Source organism: Salinivibrio sp. AR647, assembly GCF_001995415.1.
GTDB classification, from domain to species: Bacteria; Pseudomonadota; Gammaproteobacteria; order Enterobacterales; family Vibrionaceae; genus Salinivibrio; species Salinivibrio costicola.
Genome location: NZ_MUFE01000011.1, coordinates 1 through 24471, shown reverse-complemented (window position 1 = coordinate 24471; position 24471 = coordinate 1). Strand labels below are relative to the sequence as shown.

25 protein-coding genes and 1 riboswitch are annotated in these 24471 nt (G+C 51.2%); of the genes, 18 read left to right on the top strand and 7 right to left on the bottom strand.

What is annotated here, in order from left to right:
• Positions 1 to 93: 93 nt before the first annotated feature.
• From pckA to hslR, 3 genes are all read right to left on the bottom strand, one after another.
• On the bottom strand, positions 94 to 1722 hold the full coding sequence (gene pckA / locus BZG76_RS12940; RefSeq protein WP_077461670.1) for a phosphoenolpyruvate carboxykinase (ATP): 1629 nt from the start codon (positions 1720 to 1722) through the stop codon (positions 94 to 96).
• 321 nt (positions 1723 to 2043) lie between these two features.
• Positions 2044 to 2919, bottom strand: a complete 876-nt coding sequence (gene hslO / locus BZG76_RS12935) for an Hsp33 family molecular chaperone HslO (RefSeq protein ID WP_077461669.1) — start codon at positions 2917 to 2919, stop codon at positions 2044 to 2046.
• Positions 2920 to 2954: 35 nt separating this feature from the next.
• On the bottom strand, positions 2955 to 3359 hold the full coding sequence (gene hslR, locus BZG76_RS12930) for a ribosome-associated heat shock protein Hsp15 (protein WP_021022570.1): 405 nt from the start codon (positions 3357 to 3359) through the stop codon (positions 2955 to 2957).
• Positions 3360 to 3646: 287 nt separating this feature from the next.
• Between hslR and gspC the strand changes: the two genes are divergently transcribed.
• From gspC to cysQ, 14 genes are all read left to right on the top strand, one after another.
• Positions 3647 to 4516 carry a type II secretion system protein GspC gene (gene gspC / locus BZG76_RS12925; protein ID WP_158011348.1) on the top strand — a complete coding sequence of 290 codons (870 nt, stop codon included), beginning with the start codon at positions 3647 to 3649 and terminating at the stop codon, positions 4514 to 4516.
• 71 nt (positions 4517 to 4587) lie between these two features.
• A complete protein-coding gene (gene gspD / locus BZG76_RS12920; RefSeq protein WP_077461709.1) occupies positions 4588 to 6570 on the top strand; it encodes a type II secretion system secretin GspD in 1983 nt (660 codons plus the stop codon).
• Positions 6567 to 8093 (top strand): type II secretion system ATPase GspE, encoded by a 1527-nt coding sequence (gene gspE, locus BZG76_RS12915; RefSeq protein ID WP_021022567.1) that lies wholly within the window; start codon positions 6567 to 6569, stop codon positions 8091 to 8093. Before gspD ends, gspE begins: the two co-directional genes overlap by 4 nt.
• Positions 8093 to 9328: a type II secretion system inner membrane protein GspF gene (gene gspF, locus BZG76_RS12910; RefSeq protein WP_077461667.1), complete on the top strand. Its 1236-nt coding sequence runs from the start codon at positions 8093 to 8095 to the stop codon at positions 9326 to 9328. The genes gspE and gspF overlap by 1 nt, the downstream gene beginning before the upstream one ends.
• A gap of 7 nt (positions 9329 to 9335) precedes the next feature.
• A complete protein-coding gene (gene gspG / locus BZG76_RS12905) occupies positions 9336 to 9791 on the top strand; it encodes a type II secretion system major pseudopilin GspG (RefSeq protein WP_033379158.1) in 456 nt (151 codons plus the stop codon).
• Between the two features lies 1 nt (position 9792).
• On the top strand, positions 9793 to 10341 hold the full coding sequence (gene gspH / locus BZG76_RS12900; protein WP_158011347.1) for a type II secretion system minor pseudopilin GspH: 549 nt from the start codon (positions 9793 to 9795) through the stop codon (positions 10339 to 10341).
• Complete coding sequence (gene gspI / locus BZG76_RS12895) at positions 10341 to 10718, top strand: type II secretion system minor pseudopilin GspI (RefSeq protein ID WP_077461665.1); 378 nt, start codon at positions 10341 to 10343, stop codon at positions 10716 to 10718. The genes gspH and gspI overlap by 1 nt, the downstream gene beginning before the upstream one ends.
• A complete protein-coding gene (gene gspJ, locus BZG76_RS12890; protein ID WP_021022562.1) occupies positions 10702 to 11340 on the top strand; it encodes a type II secretion system minor pseudopilin GspJ in 639 nt (212 codons plus the stop codon). The genes gspI and gspJ overlap by 17 nt, the downstream gene beginning before the upstream one ends.
• On the top strand, positions 11337 to 12341 hold the full coding sequence (gene gspK, locus BZG76_RS12885) for a type II secretion system minor pseudopilin GspK (protein ID WP_021022561.1): 1005 nt from the start codon (positions 11337 to 11339) through the stop codon (positions 12339 to 12341). The genes gspJ and gspK overlap by 4 nt, the downstream gene beginning before the upstream one ends.
• Positions 12310 to 13563: a type II secretion system protein GspL gene (gspL, locus tag BZG76_RS12880; protein WP_158011346.1), complete on the top strand. Its 1254-nt coding sequence runs from the start codon at positions 12310 to 12312 to the stop codon at positions 13561 to 13563. Before gspK ends, gspL begins: the two co-directional genes overlap by 32 nt.
• A complete protein-coding gene (gene gspM / locus BZG76_RS12875; protein ID WP_077461663.1) occupies positions 13560 to 14054 on the top strand; it encodes a type II secretion system protein GspM in 495 nt (164 codons plus the stop codon). Before gspL ends, gspM begins: the two co-directional genes overlap by 4 nt.
• Before the next feature lie 4 nt (positions 14055 to 14058).
• Entirely contained in the window at positions 14059 to 14805 is a 747-nt protein-coding gene (locus BZG76_RS12870; protein WP_077461662.1) for a type II secretion system protein N, read from the top strand.
• A gap of 43 nt (positions 14806 to 14848) precedes the next feature.
• A complete protein-coding gene (gene nudE, locus BZG76_RS12865; protein ID WP_077461661.1) occupies positions 14849 to 15403 on the top strand; it encodes an ADP compounds hydrolase NudE in 555 nt (184 codons plus the stop codon).
• A gap of 3 nt (positions 15404 to 15406) precedes the next feature.
• A complete protein-coding gene (cysQ, locus tag BZG76_RS12860; RefSeq protein ID WP_077461660.1) occupies positions 15407 to 16216 on the top strand; it encodes a 3'(2'),5'-bisphosphate nucleotidase CysQ in 810 nt (269 codons plus the stop codon).
• A gap of 76 nt (positions 16217 to 16292) precedes the next feature.
• Here the strand turns inward: cysQ and sthA are convergent, their stop codons facing one another.
• On the bottom strand, positions 16293 to 17711 hold the full coding sequence (gene sthA, locus BZG76_RS12855) for a Si-specific NAD(P)(+) transhydrogenase (RefSeq protein ID WP_077461659.1): 1419 nt from the start codon (positions 17709 to 17711) through the stop codon (positions 16293 to 16295).
• Positions 17712 to 17896: 185 nt separating this feature from the next.
• On the opposite strand from sthA, the gene fabR reads away from it, so the two are divergent.
• Positions 17897 to 18532 carry an HTH-type transcriptional repressor FabR gene (fabR, locus tag BZG76_RS12850; protein ID WP_028569605.1) on the top strand — a complete coding sequence of 212 codons (636 nt, stop codon included), beginning with the start codon at positions 17897 to 17899 and terminating at the stop codon, positions 18530 to 18532.
• A 12-nt stretch (positions 18533 to 18544) separates the two neighbouring features.
• The gene (locus tag BZG76_RS12845) at positions 18545 to 18928 is read left to right on the top strand and encodes a YijD family membrane protein (RefSeq protein WP_077461658.1); all 384 of its coding nucleotides are present in this window, start codon (positions 18545 to 18547) and stop codon (positions 18926 to 18928) included.
• Between the two features lie 74 nt (positions 18929 to 19002).
• Here the strand turns inward: BZG76_RS12845 and trmA are convergent, their stop codons facing one another.
• Positions 19003 to 20106, bottom strand: a complete 1104-nt coding sequence (gene trmA, locus BZG76_RS12840) for a tRNA (uridine(54)-C5)-methyltransferase TrmA (RefSeq protein ID WP_077461657.1) — start codon at positions 20104 to 20106, stop codon at positions 19003 to 19005.
• A gap of 122 nt (positions 20107 to 20228) precedes the next feature.
• Positions 20229 to 20455: riboswitch (cobalamin riboswitch) on the top strand.
• A gap of 32 nt (positions 20456 to 20487) precedes the next feature.
• On the opposite strand from trmA, the gene BZG76_RS12835 reads away from it, so the two are divergent.
• Both BZG76_RS12835 and murI read left to right on the top strand, forming a co-directional pair.
• A complete protein-coding gene (locus tag BZG76_RS12835; protein WP_077461656.1) occupies positions 20488 to 22302 on the top strand; it encodes a TonB-dependent receptor domain-containing protein in 1815 nt (604 codons plus the stop codon).
• An 80-nt stretch (positions 22303 to 22382) separates the two neighbouring features.
• On the top strand, positions 22383 to 23204 hold the full coding sequence (murI, locus tag BZG76_RS12830; protein WP_077461655.1) for a glutamate racemase: 822 nt from the start codon (positions 22383 to 22385) through the stop codon (positions 23202 to 23204).
• Here the strand turns inward: murI and BZG76_RS12825 are convergent.
• Together BZG76_RS12825 and BZG76_RS15460 are read right to left on the bottom strand one after the other, a co-directional pair.
• Positions 23158 to 23640, bottom strand: a complete 483-nt coding sequence (locus BZG76_RS12825; RefSeq protein WP_077461708.1) for an RNA recognition motif domain-containing protein — start codon at positions 23638 to 23640, stop codon at positions 23158 to 23160. The genes murI and BZG76_RS12825 overlap by 47 nt on opposite strands.
• A gap of 551 nt (positions 23641 to 24191) precedes the next feature.
• Positions 24192 to 24471, bottom strand: a 280-nt coding sequence (locus tag BZG76_RS15460) for a hypothetical protein (protein WP_206744404.1), incomplete at its 5' end; no start/stop codon positions are given.

The following is a 24471-nucleotide window of genomic DNA, read 5'->3' as shown; positions in this document are numbered from 1 at the left end:
AAGATTGGCGCAAAAGTTGCCAAACTTCAACCAGTCAACCAGTCGCCCTGAGGAATAGCGCCCCATATCGCATCAGCAATATGGGGCTAGGGGTTAGTCTAACTGTGGACCTGCAGCGACCAAGGCTGCGCCTTCTTCGGTATCTGTGTATTTATCGAAGTTATCGATAAAGCGTGTGGCCAGGTCTTTCGCTTTGCTTTCCCATTGCAGCGGGTCAACATAGGTATCACGCGGGTCAAGAATGCCGTCGCTCACTTCGTCTAGCGAGACAGGAACTTCCAAATTAAAGATTGGAATTACCTTGGTGTCGGCTTTTTCGATCGAGCCGTCTAAAATCGCGTCGATGATCGCGCGGGTATCTTTGATGGATATCCGCTTGCCTGAGCCATTCCAGCCTGTATTGACCAGATAGGCTTCAGTCCCTGCCGTCTCCATGCGCTTGACCAATACTTCCGCATACTTGGTGGGGTGCAAGGTCAAAAATGCCGCGCCAAAGGCCGCTGAGAAAGCAGGTGTGGGTTCAGTAATGCCGCGCTCGGTACCTGCTAACTTCGCGGTAAAACCAGATAAGAAATGGTACTTGGTTTGTTCAGGCGTCAATTTAGACACCGGTGGAAGTATGCCGAATGCATCCGCAGACAAGAAAATCACCTTGTTGGCATGGCCGCCTTTTGAGACCGGCTTCACAATATTATCGATATGATAAATGGGGTATGACACGCGGGTGTTTTCTGTCTTCGAATTATCGTCAAAATCGATGCGGCCGTCGCCACGGACGGTGACGTTTTCTAATAACGCATCACGGCGGATGGCGTTATAGATATCTGGCTCAGCCTCTTTCGATAACTTGATGGTTTTGGCATAGCAGCCACCTTCAAAGTTAAAGACGCCCTGATCGTCCCAACCATGTTCATCGTCACCGATAAGCTGGCGCTTAGGATCGGTGGAGAGTGTGGTTTTCCCGGTTCCAGATAGCCCGAAGAAGATAGCAACGTCGCCATTTTTGCCCATGTTGGCGGAGCAATGCATCGATGCGACATCTTGCAACGGCAAGAAGTAGTTCATCATCGCGAACATGCCTTTTTTCATTTCACCGCCATACCAAGTACCGCCAATAAGCTGCATCCGTTCGGTGAGGTTGAAAACAGTAAAGTTTTCTGAGTTTAGGCCGTGTTCACGCCATTGGTTGTTCACGCATTTGGCACCATTCATCACCACAAAGTCGGGCTCGAAATCTTTAAGTTCTTCCTCGGTTGGACGAATAAACATATTTTTGACGAAGTGCGCCTGCCAAGCCACTTCGGTGATCACGCGAATACGTAATCGTGTGTTGGGGTTGGCACCGCAATAGCCATCAACGACAAACAGGCGTTTATTAGAGAGTTGTTGTGTGACCAGTGCCTTGAGATCATTCCATACCGCTTGATCGATCGGTTTATTATCGTTTTTGCCTTGATCCGACCACCACAGGGTATCGCGCGTGGTGTCATCACGAACAATGTACTTATCTTTGGGAGAACGGCCGGTAAAAATACCCGTGTCTACCGACACCGCGCCGAGTTCGGTCACTACGCCTTTCTCGTAGCCTTCCAGCCCAGGTTTGGTTTCTTCTTCGAACAACTGCTCATATGAGGGGTTACGGATGACTTCTTTGACATTTTCCAGACCATAACGGGAAAGATCGATGTCAGCGACCTCAGATTCGACGTTCAGGACAGTCATAGGTGCTCCTTGAGGTAAGATGGTGTTAACTGTCTTTGTGCTAGCAACCTGAAATGTATATTCAGGGACTGACTCCATAGATGACGACAGACTGGGGTTATTGTGATTGTAGGGTACGGACCACCAGCTGCCATGTCATAGACATGGTAACGCTTAGTTAAACGTTTGCGCTACCCAAAGACCTATTATTGTTTGTACAAAAATAACGCGCAGAAAAATGTGAGTTAAGTCGGGAAGGAATAAGAAAAAAGCCAGCGTTGTGCTGGCTTTTGAGCTTGGTCAAGCTTATTTACTTCGAAGCGCTAAAAATGTAGCACGTGGTTATTGCATTTGAGAGGAGGAGCTGGCGTTTTGGTCAAAAATTGCCGCCACATCAACGCTATCGAACGCATAGTCAGTGCCACAGTAATCACAGTGCAAATGGATCGTACCCATTTCCGCGACCATTTTGTCGACTTCACTGCGCTCAATCGCAGCAATAGCACCGGCACTGCGTTCACGGGAGCAACTGCATTTAAACACCACATCTTGTGCCGGATACAGGGTGACTTTCTCTTGATGGTACAGACGGTATAAGACATCTTTGGCGCTGAGGCTGAAAAGTTCATCATTTTTAATCGTTTCAGTCAGCTGGGCAAGGTGATCAAAGTCGCCTTCGTCGCCTTTATCGTCAGGCAACACTTGCAACATCATACCGGCCGCATGCGGCTTGCCGTCAACCTCTCCCGTGCGTAACCAAAGACGGGTCATTAACTGCTCTGAGCGTGCGAAGTAATCTTCCAAGCAACCTTGTAAATGATCCGACTCTAAGCCAACAATGCCTTGATAGCGCTCGCCATCGACAGGCTCAATGGTAATGACCAGTTGGCCCTTGCCCATCATTTCTGGCAAGGTCGCATCCTCTTTGACGTCACCTTTCACCCGCGCGGTGCCGCGCAGTTGCTGATGGTGATCACCATTAATGACCGCCAGCGACACAGGACCATCTCCCTGCAATTGCACCGTGATCGAGCCATTAAATTTGAGTGTTGCGGTAAGCAGGCTGGTGGCGGCCAACATTTCACCCAGTAAAGCATTCACCGGGGCTGGGAAATTTTGATTCTCCAGGATGCGTTGATAGGTTTCGTCGAGCTTGACTAGCTCACCACGCACAGACACATCTTCGAATAGGTAACGGTGTAATTGATCGTTTGACATGCAATCTCTCTCCGGCAATGGCGCGACTTGCGGCCTTAGTCTATGCCTTGTTTAAACTTACGAATATCTCGGCGTTGCTTTTTATCCGGTCGTCCATCAGGACGTGGGTTATGGGCATTTAAGCGACGCATTTCCGTCTCGTGCTCACGTTTTTTGAGGCTCGTGTCGGTTTCTTGATACAAGGTTTGCGCGATCGGCGCGCCTTGACGTTGCTCCGATAACGCTAAAACAGCGATGGTTCTTTCATCATGGCCTTGGCGCAAGCGTATTTCAGCCCCAACCTCGACCATTCTGCTTGGCTTGGCACGTTGACCATTGTAGTGCACCTTGCCCCCATCGATCATATTGCGAGCAATAGAGCGTGTTTTATAAAAGCGAGCGGCCCACAGCCATTTATCTAACCTGACCGCTGTCAAAGGTGCTGATTTGCTTTTTTTCATCCCTCAACTCCTGCGCAATCTGGATCGGCGACATTAGCATAAAATTTACTTTAGAGCAGTATCACAGCATCAGCGCTCATCCTCCCGTCATCGCTGCGACTTGGGTAAAATAAACACGCTATAAATGAAAAAGTCTCAAGATCACAATGTGTTTTTGCTAGTATGTCCAGCTTTTCGTAATCTAATCGTGGAATCTAATGGCGAAAAAGGCCATCAATAGGCATGTGGTGTCATTAATTGGTTTTAAAAGGATGATCCAGGCAGGAAGCCCTCAACGAACAATCTCGATGTCTGCACTGACACGCGGTCGGGTACTGCTGTGCCTAAACGGTGGGCTAGTACTTTTACTGGCTTGGCTTATTGGGCGGCTGGTGTGGCATGTCTATACGCCTCCCGCGGCACCTATCTTGCCGTCGAGTAGTCAGGTTGTGACGAGCCAAGTTGCCAGTAAGGGGGCCTTTTCATTGGCGCCCGCGATTAATGCCCAGTTATTTGGTCGATTCCAAGCTTCCGCGCAACAGCGCCAGCAGTCGGTTAGCCAAGTGCCTGAGACCCGTTTACAGCTTACTTTAGTCGGCGTGGTGGCTTCCAATCAGCCTGCTCGGGCATTAGCGGTGATTGCTAACGGTGGTCAACAAGCAACCTATGGTGTGGGTGAGCAAGTTAAAGGTACCCAGGTCAGTGTCGATCAAGTCTTGTCTGATCGCGTTATCCTTCGTCAAGGCACGCGTCGTGAAGCCTTGTTGATGCCGGGTGTGGAGGCCGACAGTACACCGCAAACCGTGTTCTCTTCTTCTGAGGGTAACCATACGCCCCCAAAGCCGACGCCAATCTCAAGGCAGACCAGCCCTGACTGGCCTGCCGACTTAGCGCGACAGCTTGCCAGCAATCCTCAGCGCTTATTTGATTATGTCCAGTTAGCGCAGGTCGGCGATGCCAAACAGTTAAAAGGTTTTCGTCTTACACCAGGAAAAAATCCGGTGTTATTTGAGCAATCGGGGTTACAGCCGGGTGATATCGCCGTCGCCATTAACGGTCTAACACTGAGCCGTTCGGTGGCGCTTCCCGATATTCTCAATCGCATTCAACAACAGGGCACGCTTGATTTAGTGGTCGAGCGACAAGGGCAGCAACATGACATTTCGATTCAACTATAAATTACCACAACCGCCCCGTGCGGCTTTAGGAGTGTGACGTGAACGTAAAGCAACGACTGATCCCCTATCTGATGGCCGCAAGTCTGCTTTTCTCTGGCCTTCCGGCGGGAGCGGCAGAATTTAGTGCCTCGTTTAAAGGCACGAACATTCAAGAGTTTATCGAAATTGTAGGGCGCAACCTCGAGAAAACCATTATCGTTGATCCCTCGGTACGCGGCACCATTAATGTACGCAGTTACAATACGTTAGACGATGAGCAGTACTACCAATTTTTCCTCAACGTGCTCGAAGTGTATGGCTTTGCGGTGGTTGAGATGGAAAATGGGATTGTTAAAGTTGTTCGCGACAAAGATGCAAAAACCTCGCCCGTTCCTGTGGTTGGAGAAGGCGATAACGTGGTCGGCGACGAAGTCGTGACGCGCGTGATTGCCGTAAAAAATGTCTCGGTGCGCGAGCTATCCCCTTTGTTGCGTCAGCTGATCAATAATGCGGGGGCAGGGAACGTGGTGCACTATGACCCTGCCAATGTCATTATGATCACCGGTCGTGCCGCGGTGGTGAATCGGCTCACCGATATTATTCAGCGCGTCGATCAAGCAGGCGATAAAAAAGTGGAAGTGGTCCGCCTTGACCACGCTTCAGCCGCGGAAATGGTACGGATTGTCGATACCCTCAATAAGCGAGACAACGCCAACACTCGCCCTGAGCTTTTAGAACCACGCATTGTCGCCGATGAACGGCTGAATGCGGTGTTGGTTTCTGGCGAGCCCAAAGTCCGTGAGCGCGTGATTGAACTTATCCGACAACTTGATCAAGAAATGGCGACCACGGGCAACAGCCGGGTGATCTATCTGCGCTATGCGAAAGCGGAAGACGTCGTAGATGTATTACAAGGCGTCTCCGATAATCTGTTAAAAGAAAAAGAGAAGAAAAACCAACCGAGCGTAAATGATCAAGCGGTACAAATTTCCTCGCACCAAGGCACTAACTCCCTGGTGATCACCGCGCCCCCCGATATTTTAAAAACCCTTGAGAGCGTGATTTCTCAGCTCGATATTCGTCGCGCACAAGTGTTGATTGAAGCGCTAATCGTCGAAATGTCGGAATCCGATGGGGCGAACCTCGGCGTACAGTGGGGCTCGCTTGAAAACGGCGGGATTCAGTTTAATAACGCAGGGGTGGGTGTTACTAGTTACCTCACAGGACAAAAAGCAGCGGAAGATACTACTCGTACTGAAGTACGCTATCGGGATGATGGTACTCCGTACAATGTTCCGATTACCGAGTCGGGCGATTACTCGGCATTAAACAATGTATTAGGTGGATTAAATGGCTTGGCTGCCGGCGTAGTCATGGGCGATTGGACCGCTTTGGTGACCGCGGTGGCGTCGAAAAACGAGTCGAATATTTTGTCGTCGCCCAATTTGATGGTGCTCGATAACCAAGAAGCCTCGTTTATTGTCGGTGAAGAAGTCCCTGTGATCACCGGCTCGCAAACGGGCTCGAATAACGACAACCCTTTCCAAACCGTTGAGCGTAAAGATGTGGGGATCAAGCTGAAAGTCACCCCGCAAATCAACGAAGGCTCCGCGGTGTTGCTCGATATTGAGCAAGAAGTCTCGAACGTGCTTGGCGCCAGTGGCGCGGTGGATGTGCGCTTTGGTAAACGTCAACTGAATACATCAGTGATGGTCGGTGACCAACAAATGATTGTATTAAGCGGCTTGATTGACGAACGCACGGTCGAAAGTGAATCCAAGGTGCCACTGTTGGGGGATATTCCCATTTTAGGGCACTTGTTTAAGTCGACCTCGACCGAAACCGAAAAGAAAAACCTGATGCTGTTTATTAAGCCGACCATTATCCGTACTGGTTTGACCGCAGACGGGGTGACTCAACGCAAATACAACTATATCCGCGCCGAGCAATTACTGCGCGCCCAAGATGGCGTTAAGCTGATGCCTGACGCCGAAAAACCGGTCCTGCCTGATTACAACAGCGAAGCGGTGATGCCGGCCGAAGTACGTATGCTACAAGCGGAGTTAGAAGGATGAGTGAGCGTGCTGCGGCGCTAGCGGCTGAACCGGTGACAACCTGGCAGTTACCCTTTGGCTTTGCGCGTCGTCACGGTGTGGTGGTATTGACCGACAACGACACCCCACGTTTATTGTGTTTAGCGTCGGTAACACCGCAGACCTTGGTGGAGGTGCAACGTGTTCTGGGTACGGATATCGCCCCCGAATGGGTGTCGGATGCTGACTTTGAGCACCACCTGACTCGCCTCTATCAAAGAGACAGCGCCGATGCACAACAGCTAATGGCTGACATTGGTGCGGATGCTGACAGCGACGACTTTTTCTCGTTGGCCGAAGAGCTGCCGCAAAGTGAAGACTTGCTTGAATCGGAAGACGATGCGCCGATCATTAAGTTGATTAATGCCATGTTAGGCGAAGCGATTAAAGAAAGCGCGTCTGACATTCATATCGAAACCTTTGAGCATGCGTTATCGATCCGTTTTCGCGTTGACGGGGTGCTGCGTGACGTTCTATCCCCCAGCCGCAAGTTGGCCCCATTATTAGTGTCTCGCGTCAAAGTGATGGCAAAACTAGATATTGCAGAAAAACGGGTGCCGCAAGATGGGCGCATTTCGGTCCGTATTGGTGGGCGAGCGGTGGATGTGCGCGTGTCGACCATGCCCTCGTCTCATGGCGAGCGTGTCGTCATGCGTTTGCTGGATAAGAACGCCGTCCAACTGGATCTCGCGCAGTTGGGCATGGTGCCCAGCTTGCACCAAGATTTTCGCGCACTGATTCACAAACCTCATGGTATTTTGCTCGTCACCGGCCCGACGGGGTCGGGGAAATCCACGACCTTGTATGCTGGATTACAAACCATTAACAGTGAGGATCGCAATATCCTCACCGTGGAAGATCCGATCGAATTTGATCTGGCGGGTATCGGTCAGACCCAAGTCAATCCAAAAGTCGATATGACCTTTGCGCGAGGGTTGCGCGCCATGTTGCGTCAAGATCCCGACGTGGTAATGGTGGGTGAAATTCGAGACTTAGAAACCGCACAAATCGCCGTACAAGCCTCACTGACCGGTCACTTAGTGATGTCGACACTGCACACCAACACGGCGATTGGCGCGGTGACACGCTTACGTGATATGGGCATTGAGCCTTTCTTGTTGTCCTCCTCGTTACTCGGCGTGCTGGCCCAGCGCTTGGTCCGCACCTTATGTCCACGGTGCCGTATCCCTTATCAAGCCGATAGCTCGCAGCAGCCGTTATTTGTCGAGCTAGGCTTGGCGAGCCCCGGCGAGGCGATCACGCTCTATAAAGCGGATGGCTGTGAACACTGTCACCACAAGGGCTACCGAGGCCGAACCGGGATTCATGAATTGCTGACAGTCGACGAGAAGGTGCAAGCGCTGATCCATCATGATGCGGGCGAGCATGCGATAGAAGAAGCCGTGCGTGCGCAAAGTCCGAGTATTCGCTATGACGGCCTAACCAAAGTGCTGCAAGGGCAAACCACCCTTGAAGAAGTGATTCGTGTCACCAAGGAGGGCTAATGGGCGCATTTGACTATCAAGCGTTAGACGCGCGAGGGCGTAAGCGTAAAGGGGTGATTGAGGCCGATACTGCACGACAAGCGCGTCAGCAGCTGCGTGACAAAGGCTTTACCCCGCTCGACGTCAATGCTACGCGTCGTCAACGCGTCAACCAAAAGGCATCGGCGTCGCAGCCACTGTTCAGTCAACGAAACCGCGGTATTCGTACACAAGAGCTGTCGTTGATCACCCGCCAATTAGCGACCTTAATCGATGCCTCTATGCCACTTGAAGAGTGCTTAAAAGCAGTGGCAGAGCAAGCGGAAAAACCGCGAATAGGCAGCATGATGACCAGTGTTCGAGCGCGAGTGATGGAAGGGTACACCTTGGCTGATGCGTTAGCCGATTACCCACAGGTGTTTAATGAACTCTACCGAGCGATGATTGCTGCCGGTGAAAAAGCGGGGTATTTATCCACCGTATTATCACGCTTGGCTGATTATGTTGAGAACCGTCAGCGCATTCAGTCCACGCTGTTACAAGCCATGTTGTATCCCGCCATTCTCACCTTCTTTTCGGTGGTGATTGTCGCCTTTTTACTGGCCACCGTGGTGCCTGATATTGTCGGCCAATTTGTTCAAACCGGTCAGGCGCTGCCGGCATCCACCCAATTTCTATTGAACGCCAGTGATTTTATTACCGACTGGGGGATTTGGGTGGTGAGCGCACTGATCCTTATCGGTGTCAGTATCCGAGCCTTGCTTAAGGATACGCAGCGACGCTTAGTGTGGGATAAAAAAATATTGTCCTTGCCGGTAATTGGCAGGGTGGCTCGCGGCCTGAATACATCTCGTTTTGCGCGTACCTTGGCAATATGCACGGCCAGTGCCATCCCGTTATTAGATGGGATGAAAGTCGCTGCGCAAGTGATGAGTAATCAATACGTCCGCATGCGCGTATTGGAAGCTGCGGATAAAGTGCGGGAAGGTGCCAGTTTGCGTGTTGCTTTGGATCAGTCACGCTTATTTCCTCCCATGATGCTGCACATGATTGCCAGTGGTGAACGCAGTGGTGATCTTGAGCCCATGCTCTCTCGTGCCGCGGATAACCAAGATAAAGATTTTGAAGCCCAAGTGAATGTGGCACTGGGTATATTCGGCCCGTTAATGATCGTATTAATGGCAGGGTTGGTGCTTTTTATTGTCGTGGCCACCTTGATGCCGATTATTGCTATGAACGATATGGTCGGGTTGTAATTTTATAATGATAAATAAGGAGAACAAGATGCGTCGTCAACACGGTTTTACCCTGCTCGAAGTGATGGTCGTGGTGGTGATTATTGGCTTATTAGCAAGCTTTGTCGCCCCCAATTTGCTCGGTAATAAAGATAAAGCCGCGGTCAAAAAGGCGATTGCTGATGTCAGTGCGCTTGAAAACGCACTGGACATGTACAAACTGGATAACAACCAATATCCCACCACCGATCAAGGCTTAGACGCGTTAGTGAACAAACCACAAAGCGAGCCGGTACCGCGCAGCTATCCGGATCAAGGCTACATTAAACGCTTGCCACAGGACCCATGGAATAACGATTATCGCTATGTCAGCCCAGGTGAACATGGGGTGATTGATATTTTCTCGTTAGGCGCGGATGGCCAAGAAGGGGGCGACGGTGTCAACCAAGACATCGGCAACTGGAACCTTAACGAGCTGCAATAAGATGCGCCAAGCGGCAGGTTTTACCCTCCTGGAGATCTTACTGGTGGTGGTCATTATCGCTGTCAGTGCCTCTGGTGTGGTGATGGTGTGGCCAGAGCCTGCCGATACCCGCGCGCAAGAAGCGGGGCAAGCGTTACACCAGCGGATGAAGCTCTGGGCCGAGCAAAGCTGGCTTGAGGGGCGAACGTATGGCGTGCGCATCAATGAGCATGATTATCAGCTGTTAACGTTGGGGGAAAACAAGTGGCGCCCCGTGCGCAGTGAACGCTGGGCAACCCAAGGGACCTTGCCAGCGCAAAGCCGGTTTTCTCTCACCATGGACGGCTTTGGTTGGCAGCAACAAGACCGCTTGTTCGAAGATAAGCCTCTGTTTGAGAACCTGTTTGATGACGAGGGTGAACAGCGCGTGGCCCCACCACAGATCTGGTTATTGCCCAATGGTGAACTCACCCCTTTTACCTTACGAATCGACGTAGATGGCCGGGCCGCTTGGCAGCTTAAAGCCAATGAGCTGGCACAGTTTACTTGGCAACGGGTGGAGGACCGCTGATGCATGGCAAGACGCCAAGCCCCGAAAAGGGCATGACTTTGCTTGAGGTATTGGTGGCGGTGGCCATTTTTGCCATTGCGGCGCTCAGTGTCATGAAGGCGACGGGCCAGCATACCCGTTCGCTAGGGCGTTTAGAGCAAAAAACCTTAGCGGCCATGGTGGCGGATAACCAACTTGCTGAAGTCGTGCTCAGGGCTGACGTGCCAGAAAAGGCGACGCAAGGGACCACTGAGATGGCCGGTCAGCAATGGCAATGGCAACTCACGCCGGTGGCGACCGAAACCGGCCAACTGCGAGCGGTGGATCTGTCGGTGTCGGCCGCTGAGCAGAGCGATAACCCATTGGTGACCGTGAGGACGTATGTCGAGACGCGCTGAAAAGGGATTTACGTTACTTGAAGTCTTGTTGGCGTTGGTGGTATTTGCCAGTATCAGCTTGACGGCTTATCAAGTGCTACAAACCGTACAACGCAGCAATGTGCAATCGCGTGAAGTCGGCGAAACCTTGCAGCGGTTGCAACGTGCGTTAGTGATCATGGACAGTGACTTTCGTCAAATGGCCGCGCGTCGTCAGCGTATCGACGGTCAAACACCGACCGAGCGACTGCTGATTGCCGGACGCGATGTTCTCCAAAGTGAACAAATGGGTATACGTTTTACGCGTACCGGTTGGATTAATCCGCAAGCGCGTTTTCCTCGCGGTGAAGTCGTCGCGGTTGGCTACCGACAACGGGACGGTCACTTAGAGCGCCTGCGTTGGCGCTATCCGGATCAGGCCGCAGGTGATGAGCCAGCGGTGGCGACCTTGCTCAGTGATATCAAAGCGCTCACGTTTCGGTTTTACGTGGAAGGCAATTGGCAAGAAAGCTATAACACGGCCCATGCTTTGCCCAAAGCGGTGCAAGTACGCTTTACTCATCCGCGTTACGGGCGGTTAGTCCGCACGTATTTGCTGGCGGGGCAAACGTTACCCGCGCCGCTGCAGCGGGAGGCACAATGACCCGACAGCGAGGCGCGGCGCTTCTTATCGTGATGATGATCATGGCGCTGATGACAGCGATTGCTGGCAGCATGGCGTCACGATTGTTTACCAATTACCATCGGGCGGAAAACCAGCTCCATTTTCAGCAAGTGTACTGGTACAGCAACGCGGTGGAAGCCCTTGCCTCTGCGGTATTACGCGAAAGTTTATCGGACAGTGATACGGTGAATGTAAACCAGGACTGGGCCCAGTCTGCGCGGACATTTCCGCTTCAAGGTGGCAAAGTTAGTGGTTACTTACAAGATGCGCAAGCCTGCTTTAACTTAAATAGTTTGCAGTTGCGAGGCGCAGCGTTAGGCGGTGAGGTGCCGTATGAAGTGCGCGTACTGCGTGCTTTAATCGGTAGCCAGGTCGACGATAGTTATCAAGCCGATGTGATTGCGCAAGCGAGTCGCGATTATATTGATGAAAATAATCAGCTTGATCAATCGTTAGGCGCGGAAGATGCTCACTACGAGAGTGTCCGTCCCGCTTACGTGACGGCTGATGCCGTGATTGCCGATGTCAGTGAGTGGCGCGCTGTTCGTGGGGTCAACGCTGAGGTCTTTCGCCAGTTATCACCGCAGCTGTGTGCGATTCCCTCTGCGGAGCTGATGGTGAACGTGAACACGTTAACGGACAAACAGGCTGCATTGCTATCGGCGTTGTTTACCCCGGCCCTGTCAGTTGAACAGGCAGAACAGGTACTGACCGAGCGCCCTGAGTCGGGTTGGAAAAGTGTCGACGATTTTATCGCTACCCTGACGCTGACTGATTTTGATGAGGCGGCGCGCAAGCAAGTGATGTCGCATTTAAGCGTGACAAGCCATTACTTTTTATTACACGCCGATGTGCACGTGGCCTCAGCCCAACGTCACATCCAGGCATTATTGCACTATCAAGACGACGGCCAAGTATCGGTTTTACGCCGTCGGTTCGGAGGAATGCGTGAGCGAGCGACTGATAATCAGGATCAGTGATGCCAGCCAACCCATTTATTGGGCGCAGGTGCGTACCAGCGATAACCAAGTGATGACGACCGGCACCTGTCAGCAGTTGTCAGCATTAACAGAACAAGCACAGACAAGACGTGTGGTCGTGCTGGTGGACAGTACCTGGCTGACGCTCACTTCGGTGACGTTACCGCCTGGCTCGCGCCGGCAACGAGACAAAGTCGTGCCCTATTTACTGGAAGAAGCATTAGCCGATGAGGTTGAGGCGGTGCATGTCACCCTGCTCGACACCCAAGAAAACACCGCTCAGGTCGCGGTGGTAGCTCATCGGCAGATGCAAGCTTGGCAGCAGGCCCTTGATGCGGCCAATATCCATGCTCGCCAGTGGATCCCGGATGTGTTGTGTTTACCTTGGCAGCCTCAAACGTTGACGCTAGCGCCACTGGCCGATCAGTGGTTGTGCCGCTATCAACCCCACCAAGGTGTGGTTGGGCAGCGCGCATGGCTTGCCTTCTGGGCACAAGCTTGGTGGCAACAGTCGGGCAATCAAACCGAGGGAGAGCGCGCGGCAGACACAGAGTCATCGACACTCAGCCTGCAGGTGTATGGCGCGCAAGACGCACACACCGAGTCGCCTTTGCCCATCGATGGCTTCCCGGTGCAGTGGCAGCAAAGTGAACCAACTATCAGTATGTTGGCCGCACAGAGTACCTCGGTGTCTGCCAATTTATTATCCGGCCCTTATCGGCCGCAAAGCCAGATGAAACAGCGATTCAAGCCGCTGATCCCCACCGCCGCACTATTGGTGATGGTGATGGCGTTGTTGGGCGGCGAGCAATGGCTGGCACTTCGTGACACCCAGCAACAGGTGCAAGCGTTACGCTCACAAAGCGAAGCCTTATTTCGTGAGACGTTACCACAATACCAACGCATTCCAACCCGCTCGTATATGGTGCGGCAAATGGACGCTGAAATCGCCCGCCTAGCCGGGCAGCAACAGGATTCCGCGCTATTGCCTTGGTTGGCACAATTAGCGCCAATGCTGGATGATGTGCCTGGCCTGGAGCTCCAGGCGCTGCGTTATCAGGGTAATCGAGACGCGTTGATTTTACGCGCCAAAGGTCGAGACTTTGCACAATTTGAGCGTTTACGAGGAATATTGAGCGAGCATTATGCGACTGAGCTCGGCCAGCTGAACCGTAGTGGCGACGCAGTCAGTGGCGAGTTTACGTTAAGGAGCCCATCATGATGGCACGCATTCAAGCCCAGTGGCAGGCGATCAGTGTGCGCGAGCAGCGGTTATTACTGATCGCGGGTGGCGTGCTGGTCGTTAGCCTTTTGTACTGGGGAGTGATCGCCCCGCTTCAGACTCAGGCCGAAAAGGCCAATACCGCGCTAGCCAGCGAGCAGCGCCTGTTGCGAGACGTTCAACAAAAGCGCACCCAAATCATGCAGCTGCGGGCGCAGTCAGGAAGCGGTCATCAAGCCTCTGCAAGCCGAACACAGCCATTAAACCAAGTCATCGCGGCCAGTGCTGGGGAATTTAACCTCACGATTACGCGCTTACAACCGGGTGAAGATAGCGTGCAGCTTGGGGTTGAACCGCTGCCGTTTAACCAACTCCTCCGCTGGTTAGATCAACTGGCGAGTGTACATGGTATTCGCGTAGTGCGTTTAAGCACGGAAGCCACAGAGACGGCCGGCAAAGTTAAGGTGAATCGACTGCAGTTGGAGCGATAAAACAATGTGGAAAAAAGGCTTATTCGGCATAGGGTGTGTGCTTGTCTTTGTGGTCAGTGTTGTGGTGCATGCGCCTGCATCTTTATTACGTCTAGCGCCTTTGCCCGATGCGATACAAATCGGTGAAATCGACGGCACGGTTTGGCACGGACAAGTCGAACAAATACGGTGGCAAAATTATACCCTAGGACCGGTGCAATGGGATGTGCAGTGGCATCGTTTAGTCACCGGCGCGACGTTTGAAGCGGCCATTCAGGTACGTAGCCCTGACGGGTTGCGAGGCAAAGGGAACCTCGGTTTTAACGGCTCGACACTGACGGTGTCACAAACGTTGGTGTCTGCGCCCGCGCAGCTATTAACAGGCGCTATCGCACTGCCCCCAGGCGTTGCGATTGATGGCACACTCGATCTGGTGCTGCGCGATGCCATCTTGGCTGAATCAGGGTGTCAGCAATTGCAAGGGCTAATCCAATGGCAGCATGCAGTATTGCAACTGCCGATGGGGCAGCTAGAAAATATTCCTGCGCAAGCCGCTTTATCCTGCGAAAATCAAGGTATTGCCGCGCACGGCGAGGGGCAGTCGGCGTCTTTAAGCAATAAGTTTTCATTGTCAATTACGCCGTCTGGGCGATACTCTGTATCGGGATGGCTAAAGCCGGGGCCTGACTATCCCGAGCCGATGAAGGCGCCATTATCTTGGTTAGGCGCGCCAGATCAACAAGGCCGCTATCGCTTTTCTTTTCGCGGCTAACAAGGCCTGATTGGCCTATCAGCAAAGGGTGGCAAATCACACTATGACGCAGCGTAAACTTCCTCAAATCCTGTCGAAACAGGTCGTCGCCGCTTCTCGTTTGTTTAAGGTGGAGTCGTTAGCGCTCACGTTTAGCAATGGCGTTGAACGTACCTATGAGCGGATGAAACCCTCAGGCCGTAATGCGGTAATGATGGTGCCGGTTACCGAGTCAGGCGATCTCTTATTAGTCCGAGAATATGCTGCTGGGACAGAGCGCTATGAATTGGGATTCCCGAAAGGCTTAATTGACCCGGGTGAAGAGGCTGCGCAAGCGGCGGTGCGTGAGCTGAAAGAAGAAATTGGCCAGGGCGCGCGCGAATTGATCCCGTTGAAAGAGGTGGTCCTCGCGCCTTCGTACTTTTCCAGCCGTATGACCTTGATGTTGGCACGTGATTTGTATCCAGAAAGCTTGGAAGGTGATGAACCCGAACCGCTTGAGATCATTCGCTGGCCGTTAGCCCAAGCGGAAGAGTTACTGACCCATGGTGATTTCTGTGAAGCGCGCAGTATTACCGCACTGATGATGGCGCTGAAGTACTTACAAGCGGAGAGGTGAGGCATGGCATTGCCTGAGTTGTTGCCCGATGTGATTGAAATAACCCGCTCAGCGGGCCAGGTTATTCTCGATATTTATCAAGACGGTGATTTTGAAGCGATCACCAAAAGTGATCAAACGCCGGTGACCAGCGCCGATTTAGCTGCCCACAAGCTGATTACGGAAAAACTCACTGCGTTGACGCCTGATATTCCGGTATTGTCGGAAGAAGATTGCGGTGTACCCTTCAGTGATCGCCAACAATGGCAGCGCTATTGGCTGATTGATCCACTGGATGGTACCCAAGAATTTATCGCTGGCAGTGGCGATTTTGCCACTATCATTGCGCTGGTGGAAAACAACCATCCGGTGATGGGCGTGGTCTATGCGCCTGTATCGGGTGTGACCTATTATGCGTGCCAAGATAAAGGGGCGTGGAAAATCACCCCTGATGGCGATATGCATCGCATCTCGACCATGAAGCGCGACGAAGCGATTACCTCGTTATCCATTGCGATCAGTCGTCGACAAGATATTCATGCGGTGACGGAAAAACTAGCGCCTGAAATTAATTACGATTTGATCCCTTTGGGCTCAGCCGCACTGAAAGCCTGTTTAGTGGCGGAAGGGGCGGTAGATTGTTATCTGCGTTTAGGACCGACCGGTGAGTGGGACACCGCCGCGACGCAATGCATCGTCGAGCAAGCAGGTGGACGGATCCTCAGCACAGAGCTTGACCCTTTGTCGTATAACGAGCGGGATTCACTGCAAAATCCAAACTTTATTGTTCTTGGTGATGAGTCGCTAGCGTGGTCATCTATTTTACGTCGCTAGAGACACCGCAGGTGTTTGATAATACAGTCAACGGCACCGCTCTCGGTGCCGTTTTGCATGGATAAGAACAAAGCCGCTAGAACAAGCGATTGAGCCCATTAAGCGCCGCCACCCGATAGGCTTCTGCCATGGTGGGATAATTGAAGGTGGTGTTGACAAAATAATCGATGGTATTTGCCTCACCTTTTTGCTCGAAAATCGCTTGGCCAATGTGAATGATTTCCGAGGCACGTTCACCAAAGCAATGGATGCCAAGGATCTCGCGTGTTTCACGGTGAAACAGTATCTTTAAGCTACCGACATCCATCCCTGCAATTTGTGCTCGTGCTAGGTGTTTAAAAAGCGATCGGCCTACTTCGTAAGGGACTTTCTCTGCAGTGAGCTCCTGCTCGGTTTTCCCCACTGAACTGATCTCCGGAATGGTATAGATCCCAGTTGGAATATGTTCAATCAGCCGCACATTGGCATTGCCTTGGCAGATGGCTTCAGCCACCACACGGCCTTGGTCGTAGGCAGCACTCGCTAAACTTGGATAACCAATGACATCACCGACCGCGTAGATGTGACCGACCTCAGTGGCATAGCTTTCGCTATCGACATCAAGTTGACCGCGAGAATTCGGTGTCAGCCCGACGGATTGAAGATTAAGTTTGTCGGTATTGCCCGCGCGTCCGTTGGCATAGAGCAAACAATCGGCTTTCATTTTTTTGCCTGACTCAAGATGGACGATCACCCCATCTTCCGTGCCTTCAATGTTTGCATAGGTCTCATCGTTACGGATCATGACGCCGCTACTGCCAAAGTGATAGGACAAGGCATCAGAGATTTCGTTATCCAAAAAGGAGAGCAAGCGATCTCGTGTATTGATTAAATCGACCTTCACCCCTAACCCGCGAAAAATCGAGGCATATTCACTGCCAATGACCCCCGCACCATAAATGATGACATGACGAGGGTCGTGCTCAAGCGACAAAATTGAATCACTGTCGTAAATACGAGGGTGAGCAAAATCAACATCTGCCGGTTGATAAGGGCGAGAGCCGGTGGCTATCACAAAGTGATCGGCCGTGTAGGTATCAGCGCTGCCATCACTATGATGAACCGCTAATGTGTGTGCATCAATAAATGTGGCACTCCCATGTAACAAGGTACATTGGTTGCGGTCGTAAAAGCCTTGGCGCATGCGCGTTTGCTTGCCAATCACTGAATCGGCATGACTTAGAATTTGTGCAAACGTACTGTGTAGGCTCTTGGTGTTTTGGGTATAAATCGGACTTTGATTAAATTCGATGATCCGGCTAACCGTGTGGCGCAGCGCTTTGGAGGGAATCGTGCCCCAATGGGTACATCCGCCGCCAACCGTGTTTTCGCGCTCAATCACCGCGACGCGTTTGCCTGCTTTTGACAAACCCATCGCGGCCCCTTCACCGCCAGGGCCGCTACCAATAACGATCGCGTCAAAGTGATCTTTTGGGTGGGGACTCGACTTGCTCATAGGGCTCAGACCTTATTTTCATTATTGCAACATCCATTTATGACTAGTTTAACGCTTATTATCCGTAAGGTTAACTTTCGGTGCCCAATCTCTGGTGAAATTGGCGTTCGCGCGTGATGTAGGCTGGCTGATTTGCCGATAAAAATTGCGTATAGTGACACCATGGTGACCATGAGTTGGATATGATGGGGATTCGAGCAGAACAAAAAGAAAAAACGCGTCGATCTGTCATTGATGCGGCGTTTAGCCAACTCAGTGCTGAGCGCAGTTTCTCAGGCTTAAGTTTGCGCGAAGTGGCCCGTGAGGCAGGTATAGCACCGACTTCGTTTTATCGTCACTTCAAAGACATGGATGAGCTCGGTTTAACCATGGTCGATGAAGGGGGCTTGTTATTGCGCCAACTGATGCGCCAAGCGCGTCAACGTATCGCTGCGGAAGGCAGTGTGGTACGTACTTCCGTCGAAACCTTTATGGAATTTATTGAAAGTAGTCCGAATGTGTTTCGATTGTTGCTCCGTGAACGGTCAGGTACATCCGCTGCGTTTCGTGCTGCGGTCGCGCGAGAAATTCAACATTTTGTTGCGGAGTTAACCGAGTATTTACAGTCTCGCACACAGCTCACGTATGAAGAAGCGTACAATCAATCTGAGGCGTGTGTGATTTTAGTCTTCAATATGGGGGCTGAGGCCCTTGATCTCGACCCGCACGCACGCGCAGAATTGGCGGAGCGAATGGTGTTACAATTGCGCATGATAGCCAAGGGAGCTTACTGGTACCGTAAAGACCGTGAGCGGCGAGCCTTACAGGAAAAACTGTCATAAACAGGTGAAAACATGGAACACGAGCAAGTCAAATCAGAACGTAAATTCTTATTGCTGGCGCTAGTCACTGGCATTTGTGGAAGTGCAACGCTAGCCACCGTCTTTTTCAGTGGCGTGGCGTTTTCGATCTTCCCCATTCTCGCATTTGTACTGGCCATACATGCTTGTTATCAATTGCATGAACGACAGCCACTGACAGAAGACACACCGCTGATTGCCTTTGCGTGTTTCCTGGTGGGGGCATTTGGCTATTCCGCCTTTATTCGCATGCAAATACCAGAGCTGGGCGGTAACTTCTTCTCGATCTTGGTCTCAATGGCGTTAGCCTTCTGGATTGGGCATAAGTTGGGCTTTTTCAGTCGCAAACAGACTGCAGAGACGGCCTCTGATTCCTAATCACCAGGGCTAAAAACAAAAAAAAGGCGTCCCTTTCGCGAGCGACGCCTTTTTTGTTTCTGGCTTTAGCGGTTTTATAGGCGCTCTAACCACACACCCGCTTCGGTATGGTGAGTGAACGGGAATTGATCGAACAGGGCACAACGACTAATCCGGTGGGTTTGGCCTAAGCGTTGTAAATTCTCGACCAAGGTTTCCGGATTGCATGAAATATACAAAATACGATCGTAGCCTTGCACCATTTTGCAGGTTTCATCATCCATGCCCGCGCGGGGTGGATCGACAAAAATGGTGTTGCACTGATAATCACTCAGCGTCACGCCTTGGTCTTGTAAGCGACGGAACTCACGCTCACCATTAATCGCTTGGGTAAACTCTTCGGCTGACATACGAACGATTTGCACGTTATCGATATGATTGGCGGCAATATTGTATTGCGCCGATTGTACCGAGGGCTTGGCAAGCTCGGTGGCTAAGACTCGACGGAAGTTTTTTGCCAGCGCCAGTGAGAAGTTGCCGTTACCGCAATACAGTTCCAGCAAATCGCCCTCGCTATCTCGGGTACAATCAATCGCCCAATCCAGCATTTTTTGCGCCACTGGGCCATTGGGCTGGGTAAAACTGTTTTCAATTTGCTGGTACACCAAGGTTTGGCCATCAGCCTGTACCTTTTCTAGTACGTAATCGCGGTCTAGTACTTTTTTTTGCTTACGCGCACGGCCAATCAAGTTGAGGTTAAAGCCTTCATCATTGAGGCGTTGCTTCAGTGCTTGGGCGGCCTGCTCCCACGCTTCATCTAGTTGGCGGTGGTACAGTAACGACACCAAGATCTCGCCACTTTGGGTTGACAAAAAGTCCACTTGGAACAGTTTGCGGCGCAAGGTCTCGTTGGGTTTAATTGCTTCGAGTAAGAGCGGCATCAAGTCGTTGATTAAGCGGCTCGCCACGGGAAAGGTATCAACGCGATATTTTTGTTTAGTCGCCGGGTCAAACATGATGTAGTAAAGATCATCCCCCTCATGCCATACCCGAAATTCCGCGCGCATCCGATAATGCGTCTCTGGCGAATGAAACACTTCGAGCTCAGGCGCGTGAAACGGTGCGAGTTGTTCCGTGAGTCGTTGGACTTTCTCAGCAAGCTGTGTGTCGTAGTCAACGGTTGATTGGGCCTTGGTCATGATGGCTGCCTCAGCGATTGGAAAATGAGCGCAGATTTTAGACAAATCCCCAGCTATGTCCAGCCTTGCTCACGATTCTCCGTTATTCTATAAGGTTATCAATGGACAATATCCATCTAGATGGCTACTATCCTTGGGCGGGTAAGCGATTAGCGAGCAAACAGGCCGTAATCGCAGGAATGCGGTGAGAATCCGCAACTGACGCGCAGCGGTATCAGAGAACGACCCTAACTCGGCACTAGGCCAGACACTGTCGCCAATTCTTTGGATAGGTGATGGGAAGTCGTTAGCAGTAGGCGGCGCAAGCCATGCTCTTAAGTCCGAATACAGCCCGCCCCGCAGCACAGTGCTGCATATTCTCGCGATAGGAAGGAATAACCCATGAACAAACCAATTGTGGCGAGCCTGGTGGCGGCGTCATTACTCCCCGCGAGCGCGTGGGCCGAGCAAAATACCGAAACGGTGGTGGTGACCGCCAGTCGGTTTGCGCAGTCCGATGCCTCAGTATTGCAATCCGCAGCCATTTTGACACGTCAAGACATTGCGCGCTTGCAGGCGCGAAGCCTTGTCGATGTATTGCGCTCGGTGCCGAGTATTGAAATTGCTCAAAACGGAGGTCGTGGACAAATTGCCTCTATTTTTATGCGCGGCACGGAATCAGACCACTCTTTGGTCCTAATTGATGGGGTGCGTATGGCCTCGTCCATCACAGGGTCGGTGGATTTTAATCAGATCCCGGTGAACAGTATCGAGCGTATTGAGGTTATTCGTGGCGCACGCGCCACACTCTATGGGTCGAGCGCGATCGGTGGTGTGATCAATATCATCACTAAAACCGATAAAGAGCGAGCCAATGTTTCCGTAACCATGGGCAGTTTGGATCATCATGCGATTAACGGCGCTTGGGCAACAAAGTTAGGCGATAAGGGTCACTTCTCAGGCATTGCTGGGTATGAGTCGAATGATGGATATAATGTTCACCCAAAGGCGAGTAACCGTGGAGACCAGCATGGCTTTACTGGTCGCAATACACAACTTGGATACAATTATCAATGGAACGCTGCTTGGTCGGCTGATATCACGGGGCGCTGGTACCAGAATGAGTACGATTACGATAATTTTGGTAGCTTAAAACATGGCTGGTTAGAAAGCCAAGCACTGGCCAGCACGCTGAATTATCGCTCTGATGCCTGGAGTGCAACACTCAGCGCAGAAATCTCCCAACAAGAAAACTATGACTACAGCCTTGGCAGTGACCGTAAAAACAATAAAACTTCAGATGTTGAGCAAGTCACTACCTCGTTGGGACTCCAGTATCAAGCCACGAATGATTGGCTGCTTGGCGGTGGTGTGGATTATCGACAAGACACCTTTAATGAAGGAAGCTTGATTACCAACCCCGATGATATTGCAATCAATCCGCGTGATAACCTGGGCACTTACCTTTTAACGCAATTTAGCCCAGTAGAGGCACTATCTATTGAGGCAAGCGCACGTTCGGACGATAACGAACAATACGGGCAGCATACGACTTGGCAGACAAGCGCGGGTTTTGCGATAGCGGAAGGGTATCAATTGGTCGCTAGCTACGGCACCGCTTTTAAGGCACCCGGTCTGACTGAGCTTTACGGATGGGGCGGCAATGCAACGCTCAAGCCGGAGGAATCGTCCAATACCGAGTTTGCTCTTCGTGGCGTGACGGCTGACGTTGATTGGTCACTTACAGGCTATATCAATCGCATTGATAATCTCATTCAGTATGCAGGTAGTTACCCCAATGGTCAGAACCAAAACGTGGGTGAAGCTAAGATCGAAGGCGTTGAGTTTATTGCTAACTTTGATGTCCACTCTTTAAATAATCGCATATCGTTAGAATATAAAGATCCTAAAAATGAGAAAACAGGCGAGCAGCTCGCACGTCGCGCTAAACGGATAGCGAAGTGGGATGCATCCTACCAATGGGAGCGACTGCAGCTCGGTACTCAGTGGCAGTATCAAAGTGAACGTCTGGATTATTCCGGTGGAAAGATGCTGGGAAGCTATAGTCTGTGGACGGTTACTGCCTCTTATCAGGCGACCGATAACCTGACCGTGAAAGGCAAAGTCGATAATGTGTTCGATAAAGAGTACGAGACTGCGGGTGGTTATCCTGCGGCCGAACGCGGCTACTTTATGACGCTGGACTATCAGTACTAGCGTTTGCTTTTATGGTGAAACTAGCTTTAATCACGCCTTTATCGTTATGATAAGGGCGTTTTTTATTGAATGGGTGTCCCATGGCGCAGCCCAATATATTGATCTTCGACTCCGGTGTGGGGGGCTTATCGATTTATCAGTCGGTGCGAGAGCTGCTTCCTGACGCTAACTACACCTATTTGTTCGATAACGCAGCTTTCCCATACGGTGAGCTGGACGATACCCAACTCATCACTCGTGTGACTGCTTTGGTGAGCGCGGTATGTATGCAGCATGATATTGATATTGTCGTCATCGCATGTAATACCGCCTCGACGCTGGTACTGCCGCAGTTACGTGAACAGTTAGCGATTCCGGTTGTCGGCGTGGTGCCGGCGATCAAACCGGCAGCGGCGCAAAGTCAGCATAAAACGATAGGTTTGCTGGCCACACCTGCCACCGTTGCTCGTCCTTATACGAAGCAGTTGATTGCCGATTACGCCAAAGGCTGTCATATGGTGTCGGTAGGTACTACAGCTTTGGTGCATATGGCAGAGCGAAAGTTACGAGGCGAGGCCGTTAATCAAGAGGACTTAACGGCAATCTTAGCGCCGTTTACAGCCACCATCGATACGTTGGTGCTGGGATGTACGCATTTCCCCTTATTGCGAGATGAAATCCAACAAGTATTGGGTGAGTCAGTGTGTTTGATTGATTCAGGCACTGCAATCGCGCGCCGCATCGTCTCACTGACGGCGACACTGAACTTATCCAGTGTTACCGCGACAACATCAGACAATCACGCTTACGCAACGGCAACACCGATTAAGGCTGACGCGCTATCCGACTATATACAGTCGATAGGATTGACGCGCGTTAGCTATTCGCCTGCTTTTTTGGTTCGTTCGCTTCACGGACTTTAAGTGTCCGCTCGCCGTATACATTGTTATTCAGGGCGTTGATGGCATCCTCGGCATGCGCAGCGGCCATCACCACGAAACCAAAGCCTCGACGTTTGCCGGTGCGTTTATCCTTCATCAGCCGAACGGCAAAAACCTCGCCATGTTCGCTAAACAGTGTACGGACATCATTTTCATTGGCGCGATAAGGTAGGTTACCCACATACAAGGTTTTACTCTGAGGTGATTCTTCCTCGTCGTTGTTCGCGCTATGTGGTGCAGGGGCATCCTGTGTCGCTGGTTTAAAATCGGGGAGAGGAAGGTAGAGGCAAGCCAGTCCGCTGACGATTGCGCCTGCAGCGAATGCAATGGCAGGTGAACTGACCCCCATCAGGTTGACGATAATGGCGCCGAGTACGGCGATACAGATAATTAGTGCAAAATTGACTGGTGATTTCATAAGCATTATTAAAAATAGAGCAATTAAAAGTGATGACATGAACAACAAATAGGCAATGCATGTCATGAAAAGGACCAAGAAAACAGGCCAGCGTTACCTCTCAGTAAATACCACGTATCAAGAATGTTTCAAAACGCTGGTTATTCATCATTTTAGGTGGATTATTGCCCAGTCGAAATAAAAAACGTAAAAAACCCTTGTCAGTGTGATCTGTGTCGCTATACTACGCCCCACATCGACACGGCACACAGGGCAAGCGCTCAGCGCCATGTAGAAGTAAAAAATCAAATAAAAATAAACGCTTGACGTGAGTTTTTAAAAGATTAAGATAGCCGTCCACTTAACGCCAAGCGTTAGGGGAGTCAAAAAGAAGTTTTATTCCCAGCCTGAGGGTTGAAAATAAAAAATAAAATTTCTTCTTGACTTTAACGGTGAGGCGCGTAAGATACGCAGCCCTGGCCAAGCGAAGCGCAGCTTCGCACAGTCAATGCTCTTTAACAATTTGACCTATGCAATCTGTGTGGGCACTCGTTGAGAATAGACAAAAAGATTTATTCGATGAACTGAGTGACCAATACGAAACAACGTTTACGTTGTTCGGCACAGTCAATTCGTTTGTCTCGCAAGAGACGAACAAAACAGTATTTATCGAGCCGTTTGTCTTTTCTTAGGAAAAGCAAACACCAAAACTTTAATTGAAGAGTTTGATCATGGCTCAGATTGAACGCTGGCGGCAGGCCTAACACATGCAAGTCGAGCGGAAACGGCAGTATTAGATTGAACGCTGGCGGCAGGCCTAACACATGCAAGTCGAGCGGAAACGGCAGTATT